This is a genomic window from Methanofollis sp. (assembly GCF_028702905.1).
GTDB lineage: Archaea > Halobacteriota > Methanomicrobia > Methanomicrobiales > Methanofollaceae > Methanofollis.
Map to the genome: position 1 here is coordinate 1 of NZ_JAQVNX010000013.1, position 2421 is coordinate 2421.

A 2421-nucleotide genomic window follows, 5' to 3' on the forward strand; every position below is an offset into this window, starting at 1 on the left:
CAGTACGCCCCCGCGTGGTACCTCCTGGGCGTGGCCGAGAAGATGCGCATGAACCTGCACTCGGCACTGGAGGCGTTTCACCGGGCGGCCGAACTCGAACCCGCCAACCCGGACTGCTGGTTTATGGCGGGGGTCACTCTTGACATGATGTTCAGGCACGAGGACGCGGTCGCCGCCTACCGCCGGGCCCTGGAGATCGCACCCTATCACCTGGAGGCCCGCAAGGCGATGGCCTATGCCCTCATCCTCCTGGAGAGGTATGAGGACGCGGTGGAGGCGTGCGACAGGATCCTTGAACTCTGCCCCGACTACGCCCCCGCGGTCTATATCCGGGGGATCGCCCTGCGGGGGAGGGAGGCGGTGGCGTACGGGGGCAGGTGCGTCTAAAGGGGGCGTGCCAGCTCGGGGCTGAAATATCCCTCATATCCGCCGTACCTTTCGATATACTCGATCATGAGCCCGGTATGGGGGGACCGGGCCGTCATCGCCTGCAGGATCCCCTCTTCCCGCGCACCGGTGAGGGGGAGGGAGAAGGCGGTCCCGTCCCCTCGGAGGGCCGCCACCGTCTCCCTGATCTCTGCCGTCTCGAAGGCGACGTGGTGAGCGCCCGGCCCGAACCGCGCAAGGAAGGGTTCGTCCTCCCCCGGTGCGGTGCCGGAGACGACGTTCAGGGCAAAGCCGCACCTCTCCAGGCGCACGACACTGTTCGCCGACCTGAAGGGGACCACATACTCCGAACCTACAAAGCGCCCGCCTGTCAGTTGCATGAACCAGAGCACCGCGGCGGCCCTGTCCTCCGCCCGCACCCGCACGGCCACATGGTCTGGCCTCCCGATCCGTCGGTGGTACGGCCGTTCCCCGACCCGGCAGGGGAGGGGGACCTCCCGGCCGCCGGGACGCCACCCTGCGGGGCCGGCGAACCTGAGCGCGATGCCGGTGAGGGGGGACCTCTCCGTCTCGACGGTCCCGCCGATGCGGCGGCACGGGATCTCTCTCTCCTCCATCTGCCTGCAGTGGTCGTCCGGGTCCTCCACCCTGAAGGCGATGGCGGCAAGCCCTGTCCCCTGCACCTCCTCTGTCCCCTCTTCGAGGACGATCGGCGGCAGGCCGGGCCTGGCGAGGGTCACGGTCCGCCCGCCCGCGGAGACGGAGGCGCGGGTCGGGAGGTATCCTGTCAGGGCAGCGATCTCATCCGCGACGGCCTGCAGATGGCCGGGCGAGACGCGGACCAGCAGGTGGTCGAGGGCCGGCACCTCGCCGGCCTGGCCGATACAGGCGGCCCCCCTCAGGATCTCCTCCTCGACGGCCCTGAGGTCTTCAGATCTCGACGAGTTCATAGTCCGCGGACCCGAGGCCGATCTCCTCGCCGTACCTCACCTGGATCATGCCGTCGCTGTACGGGTTCACCCCCCTGAACTTGTCGGCGCCGGGCTCGCGGTTGCCGAGGAGGCGGCTGCCGGCCATGCCCGGCTGGGCATTGACGAGGTCGAAGCTGGCGGCGTCGATCGCGACCGGGTCTGTCGAGGCGAGTATCCCGATGTCAGGGACGATCGCCCTGTCGCTCCAGGGGCAGCAGTCGCAGTCGGGCGTGATGTTCGTCAGGACATTGAGGTACCCGACCTTCCCCTCCTTGCCCTGCACCGCGCCGAGGGCGTACTCCGTCATCATCTCCATGAAGGGGACGAGCCCCTCCTTCCAGTCGAAGTCGATCGCCCCGTTCGGGCAGACGGTCATGCACTCGCCGCAGCCGATGCACCGCGTCGTGGTGAGGGTGATGCCCCCCGGCCCGCCCTCCAGGGCGCCTGTCGGGCAGACCCTGGCGCAGGTAGCGCACTCCGCACAGGCGCCCGCCTCGATGAGAGGGACGAGGCCCTGGTGCTGGTCCATCTTTCCTGCCGCCGGGGCGCACCCCATCGCCAGGTTCTTGATGGCCCCGCCGAAACCGGCCATACCGTGCCCCTTCACATGGGAGAGGACGATCATGCTCTCCGCGTCCAGGATGTCGCCCGCGATCTTCACCTTCGAGAAGTGCTTCCTGTCGATCCCGACCTCCCGCCAGTTCTGCGAGTGGAGGCCGTCGGCGATGACGATCGGGGCCCCTGTCACCTCGTAGCCGAACCCGTGCCCGAGGGCCGTGGCGATGTGGTCGACGGTGTTGTGGCGCTGCCCCGAGTACAGGGTGTTCGTGTCGGTGAGAAAGGGGTTGCCCCCGGCGTCCCGCACCCTGTCGACGACCTGCCGCACCCAGACCGGCGAGACGAAGGTGTCGCACCCCTCCTCGCCGAAGTGGAGTTTCACCGCGGTCAGGTCGCCCTCCTCGATGCAGGAGGCGAGGCCCGCGGTGTCGAAGAGTCTCCGTATCCGTGTGATGGTGTTCTCCCGGCCGTTGCCAAGGCCGATCCGCGCGAAGTAGACCCTGCT

3 protein-coding genes are annotated in these 2421 nt (G+C 68.6%); 1 reads left to right on the plus strand and 2 read right to left on the minus strand.

Features of this window, described 5'->3' with window-relative positions; translation table 11 throughout:
* The coding region (locus tag PHP59_RS02900) for a tetratricopeptide repeat protein (protein WP_300163312.1) at nucleotides 1-387 on the plus strand (387 nt) is incomplete at its 5' end.
* Here PHP59_RS02900 and PHP59_RS02905 read toward each other — a convergent pair.
* The gene (locus PHP59_RS02905) at nucleotides 384-1337 is read right to left on the minus strand and encodes a VOC family protein (RefSeq protein ID WP_300163315.1); all 954 of its coding nucleotides are present in this window, start codon (nucleotides 1335-1337) and stop codon (nucleotides 384-386) included. The genes PHP59_RS02900 and PHP59_RS02905 overlap by 4 nt on opposite strands.
* Nucleotides 1318-2421, minus strand: a 1104-nt coding sequence (locus PHP59_RS02910) for a DUF362 domain-containing protein (RefSeq protein WP_366943713.1), incomplete at its 5' end; no start/stop codon positions are given. The genes PHP59_RS02905 and PHP59_RS02910, both read right to left, overlap by 20 nt.